At 62.4% G+C, this 4762-nt stretch carries 6 protein-coding genes; 5 read left to right on the forward strand and 1 reads right to left on the reverse strand.

Annotated features, from left to right (window positions below):
• On the forward strand, positions 1 to 1719 hold a 1719-nt coding region (locus RXV88_RS23100), incomplete at its 5' end, for a calcium-binding protein (protein ID WP_316296063.1).
• 148 nt (positions 1720 to 1867) lie between these two features.
• Here the strand turns inward: RXV88_RS23100 and RXV88_RS23105 are convergent.
• Entirely contained in the window at positions 1868 to 2161 is a 294-nt protein-coding gene (locus RXV88_RS23105) for a DUF1330 domain-containing protein (protein ID WP_316296064.1), read from the reverse strand.
• A 294-nt stretch (positions 2162 to 2455) separates the two neighbouring features.
• On the opposite strand from RXV88_RS23105, the gene RXV88_RS23110 reads away from it, so the two are divergent.
• From RXV88_RS23110 to RXV88_RS23125, 4 genes are all read left to right on the forward strand, one after another.
• The gene (locus RXV88_RS23110; RefSeq protein WP_316296065.1) at positions 2456 to 2638 is read left to right on the forward strand and encodes a hypothetical protein; all 183 of its coding nucleotides are present in this window, start codon (positions 2456 to 2458) and stop codon (positions 2636 to 2638) included.
• A 10-nt stretch (positions 2639 to 2648) separates the two neighbouring features.
• Positions 2649 to 3932, forward strand: a complete 1284-nt coding sequence (locus RXV88_RS23115) for a tyrosine-type recombinase/integrase (protein WP_316296067.1) — start codon at positions 2649 to 2651, stop codon at positions 3930 to 3932.
• The gene (locus tag RXV88_RS23120; protein ID WP_316296068.1) at positions 3929 to 4102 is read left to right on the forward strand and encodes a hypothetical protein; all 174 of its coding nucleotides are present in this window, start codon (positions 3929 to 3931) and stop codon (positions 4100 to 4102) included. Before RXV88_RS23115 ends, RXV88_RS23120 begins: the two co-directional genes overlap by 4 nt.
• A 364-nt stretch (positions 4103 to 4466) precedes the next feature.
• On the forward strand, positions 4467 to 4762 hold a 296-nt coding region (locus RXV88_RS23125; protein WP_316296070.1), incomplete at its 3' end, for a hypothetical protein.

Here is a 4762-nt window from a genome sequence, read left to right on the forward strand (position 1 = left end):
GACAGCCTGGACGGCGGCGATGGGCGAGACCGGCTCTTCGGGGGTGACGGCAACGACACGCTCGACGCGTCGGGCGGCGCCGCCGAGACGCAGCAATTCGGCGATCTGTTGCAGCCTGGTCTGGGCAGCGATAGCGTGATCGGCCATGCCGGGCTTTGGGCGCTCGGTGAGGGCAACAATCTCAGCTACGGGGACGTCTCAGGTGTAGGCGGCGTGACTGTGAGCGTCGGACCAGACGGGGCCGGCACCGCGGTCAGCGGCACTGCCGGTCTTGTCAATGACACCTTCACCTACATCAACTTCGTCCAGGGCAGCCAGGACGGCGACCTGATCACCGGCGCCGATGAGGACCGCTTTCAAGGCTACGCGCCTTTGGGCGGGGACGACACGGTGCATGGCGGCGCGGGCTTCGACCAGTTGCAGTACGACTTCGAGATGGACTGGTTCGGCGGCGAGGGCAGCGGCATCACCGTCGACTGGGACGCGGGCACGGTGATCGACACCCAGGGCAACACCGACACGTTCACCGGGATCGAGAGCATTCGCGGCAGCCAGCTGGGCGACCTGATGGACGCAACCGGCATGACCGAATGGACCCAGATGCGCGGCGAAGGCGGTGACGACAGGCTGATCGGCGGCGTGGGCGACAACCGGTTCCGCGGCGGCGACGGCGTGGACACCGCGGTGATCGGCGTGAACTACGACGACGCCACGATTTCCGAAGACGGTGGAACGACCGTCGTTGAATCCTCCGAAGGGTACGACGAGCTGGAGGATATGGAATTCGTCGAGTTCCTCGACGGCACGCTCAATCTGGCGGATAACACCTTCACCAGCGACGGGCCAGCGGACCAGACCCTGATCGGCACCGATGACGCCGACGACCTGACCGGCAACGAGGGCGACGACAACATCTTCGGCCTGGGCGGCGACGACACGCTCGACGGTGCGGGCGGCAACGACAATATCGGCGCGGGGCCGGGCGACGATCTGCTGCGCGGCAGTGCCGGCGACGACCTGATGGGCGGCGGCACCGGCAACGACGACATGGATGGCGACGCGGGCAACGACTTCATGGGTGGCGGCCAGGACGACGACACGGTCGATGGCGGCACCGGCAATGACGTGGTCAACGGCGGACCGGGCAACGACCTGCTGATCGGCGGCGACGGCAACGACACCATGGGCGGGTCCTTCGGCAGCGACACGATCCAGGGCAACGGCGGCAACGACGACCTCGGCGGCGGTTCCGGCCAGGACGTTATCTCCGCCGGAGCCGGGGACGACAGCGTCGGCGGCGGCGAGGCCAATGACGTCATCACCGGGAACGGAGGTAACGACTTCCTCGCCGGTGGCGGTCGCGACGACGACATCAACGGCGGTGCGGGCAACGACACGATCAACGGTGGCGACGGCGACGATACCATGACCGGCGGCGACGGGGCTGACGTCTTCGTCTGGAACTTCTTCAAGGACGGCGATGCGGACGTGATCACCGACTTCGAGGATGGCACGGACAGCTTCCTAATCCGCATCGTGAACCCCGAGACCGGCGAGACGAACATTTCCAACGGGGGTAACGGGCTCCAGGGCTATGTTGACGCGCTCAACATCACCGACACCGCCGGGGGCGCGCTGATCGACTACGAGGGCCACACCGTGCTGATCGAGGGCGTGGCGGCGGCCGATCTGACGGTGGCGGACTTCACGTTCCTCTGATGGAGAGCAGATTTCTCCCTGCGGTGGTTGCTGCGGGGAGACTTGCTGTGAGGGACGGCACGTCCCTGAGCCGAGATTCTTGCACTTCGCTAGAAGTGAACGGTATGAGCCCTGAACGGACTAAGAACGCCGGAAAACAGGCTTCCGTCTACAAGGACTCATCGCCTTCAATAACGCGCATATCACGCATTACGCCAAGGCGAGGTAAGATTGCTTGATAAGTCGGGTGTTGATAGGCGCGTATCGCTGCATCAGTACTTTCGAACTCGATGACAATGGAGCGTTCATACTGACCAGCTTCAAATGTCTTAACCGGCATGCCTCTTGCGATAAACCTCCCGCCCAAAGCTTCGATAGCTCGCCGCGCGTCAGCTGCATAGGCGGTGAGATTTTCCTCGGTGGGCGGGGTTGTGTAGCAAACTACCAAGTATCCTTTGGGCACTTTCCATCCTTTTCAGATAGTGGGCTCGTGAAAATCTTAACGCGAGTGTTCTATCGCGCGCAATCGGCCGAAATGCCCTGCAAAGTGGATGCTAGTTCCCTTAGCAGCGAACGGTGCTTCTCACCCCCAGCACCCGTAAAGCGAGGAACTTTCCGTATCTAAATTGGTAGAAACGGAGGTTCCAATGCCAAATAATTCACTGAAATTCCTGAACAAACCAGCGGCCAGGCCCCTGACCGGTGACGCGGTTCTCGTCTGGTTGGTCGTCGTGATCGTGTCCTCGTGGCTCGGCCAATGCAGGGACTGACTGAAGGTTCGATCGTTCTGCTCCACGCCTTCGACGACATTCCAGAGCACCTGTTCCGGGTGCACGAGGTCTTCGACGACTGCGTATCGGGCTACTCGCTGACCGGACCCCTGGCTGGTGAATATGGCGAGCCGTCCCTGGAACTCATCAAGGCAATCATCAAACCATAGGAGGAGACGCATGTCTGCTCGCATCAAGTATGCCTATCTCAAGGGCAAGACGTGGCTCTATCGCCGCAACTACCCCGCCGACGTGGCGCTGGCCCTCGGGGTCCAGGCGCTGAAACAGTCGCTCAGGACCGGGGACGCCTCGACAGCCCGCCAGAGGGCAGCGGAGGTCAACGTCCTTTATGAGAGCACAGTGACCCAGGTCAGGTCCACCGCAGAGGAGGTCCTTAGCAACAACTCAGGTCTCGATTGGGCCACCCCATCCCCGTCCGCACTCGATCACCTGCGGCACACTCTGGCACACTCTGGAGCACTGGACAGCCTGACGTTCCAGAGGCCCGTCGCCCGCTCGGTGCCCACGGTTGCCGAGGCGGCGGGAGACTACCTCAACCTACGGAGCGACCAACTGCGCCCCGGCGGGTTCAAGTCGGTTCGGTACTCGGTGGGGCTGTTCGCCTCGGAATTCGGGGACCTGCGGCTCGACCAGTTGGACCGTCCTCAAGGTAGGGCGTTTCTGACGGCGATCGCTCAGCTATCACCTCTGCTGGGCAAGTCCGAGAGAACCCGGAACCTGACGTTGAAGGCTAGTCTGGCGCAGTCCCGGGGGGAACGGATCACGGTCAGAACCCAGAAGCGCATCTGGTCTCAGGTTCGTCACTTCCTGGCCTGGACGGTCTACGAGGGGCACCTCGACCAACACCCGTTCGAGGCGGTTCGGTTCGACGGCAAACTGAGACCCGCCCCCTATGCCGTTCCCACGGACGGGGAGGTAGTTCGGTTCCTCCGCGCCAACGACCCGCTCCAGACGGTGACCCTGATGTGCCTGCTGACGGGAATGCGGTCGGGGGAGGCGACGGGGCTGCTCAGGGAGGACGTGGTGACCAAGGGCAACCTCGGGTCGTTCATCCATGTTCGTCCCAACCGGCTGAGACTTCTGAAGACCGACGCGGCGGAACGGCTGGTCCCGTTTCACCCGGTACTCGACGAGCGACTACAGGACTTACCGTCTGAGGGGCCGCTGTTTCCCAACGTTAAGGTCAACGATGTCACCAAGGCGTTCGCCAGGCATCGTCGTCGGGTCAACCTGGAGCGTCCCGGGCTAGTGTTCCATTCGACCAGGAAGTGGTTCATCACCCAGTGCGAACGAACCGGCGTCCCCGAGCACTGGACGGCCTCTCTCGTCGGCCACCAGTCGGCGCGGTCTGAGAACGGGATCACCTACGGCATCTACTCGGCGGGTATCAGTGACGAGCAGAAGCGGGGCATCGTGGACCAGATCCGGTTGCCGGTGGCATGACCATCCCAGACATCGAGGAGTTCGAGGAGAGGGCCGCTATCGCTCAGTACGATGGCGGTCTTTCTCGTTCCGACGCGGAGGACCTGGCCGCCCGGGCGCAGGGGTTCCCCGACGCCGACCGCTACTGGGAGTGGCTGGCCGACTACGTGATCCGTAGAGGACTGCCCTGACAACACCCTCGGCCTTCGGGCCGGGGGACCCCCACTTTGCTTTCTTTTTGCCCCCGTTACCGCCCCAGTTTCCCGGATCAGTGGGATTTCTCGATACGGATCATCGAGGGTCAAGGTCTCCTACCACCCCAGCCAGCAATCCCCGTACCAATCTTCCAAGCACCCGAGGCACCCCGGTCACCCGGAATGCCCCCGAAATGTGCCCCAGTTCCCAAAGTCCCATTCTCGTGCTGTCGGGGAGCACCCGGCCTATTCTCATCAGGGGGGTTATACGGGCTAGGAATAGGTATAAGTAATGAAGAACAAGAACATAGAGAGAGAGGAGAAGTTGTAGCTGCTCCCCCCTCTCCCCCTGGAGAACACCATGCCCCCCATCGAGAACCCATGGCACTCCCGCCCCCTAGACGTTCACCGCTGGTCGGAACATCCTGAGGTTAGGGGGTACGTGGACGAAATCTGGGCGGCGCACTTTGAGGACTCAGGTCTGTCCGGGCCAAAGCCAAAGATGCCGTTCAAGCATCAACTGAGGGTCGTCATCCTCGATCTCTACGTTGCTTGGCTAGAAGACCCGGACCTTTGCATCGGCGTCTCGATGTCGTCCAATGCCTGGCACACCGGATCCCGCTATAATGCACTCCATATCTCAAAGAGGGTCGTTCC

The sequence above is a fragment of the Aestuariicoccus sp. MJ-SS9 genome (genome assembly GCF_032586235.1).
Taxonomy (GTDB): Bacteria; Pseudomonadota; Alphaproteobacteria; order Rhodobacterales; family Rhodobacteraceae; genus Aestuariicoccus.

Bases quoted from the DNA above. Each gene is read 5' to 3' on its own strand.
- RXV88_RS23110 (WP_316296065.1), top strand. From the start codon at position 2,456: ATGCAGGGACTGACTGAAGGTTCGATCGTTCTGCTCCACGCCTTCGAC.
- RXV88_RS23115 (WP_316296067.1), top strand. From the start codon at position 2,649: ATGTCTGCTCGCATCAAGTATGCCTATCTCAAGGGCAAGACGTGGCTC.
- RXV88_RS23120 (WP_316296068.1), top strand. From the start codon at position 3,929: ATGACCATCCCAGACATCGAGGAGTTCGAGGAGAGGGCCGCTATCGCT.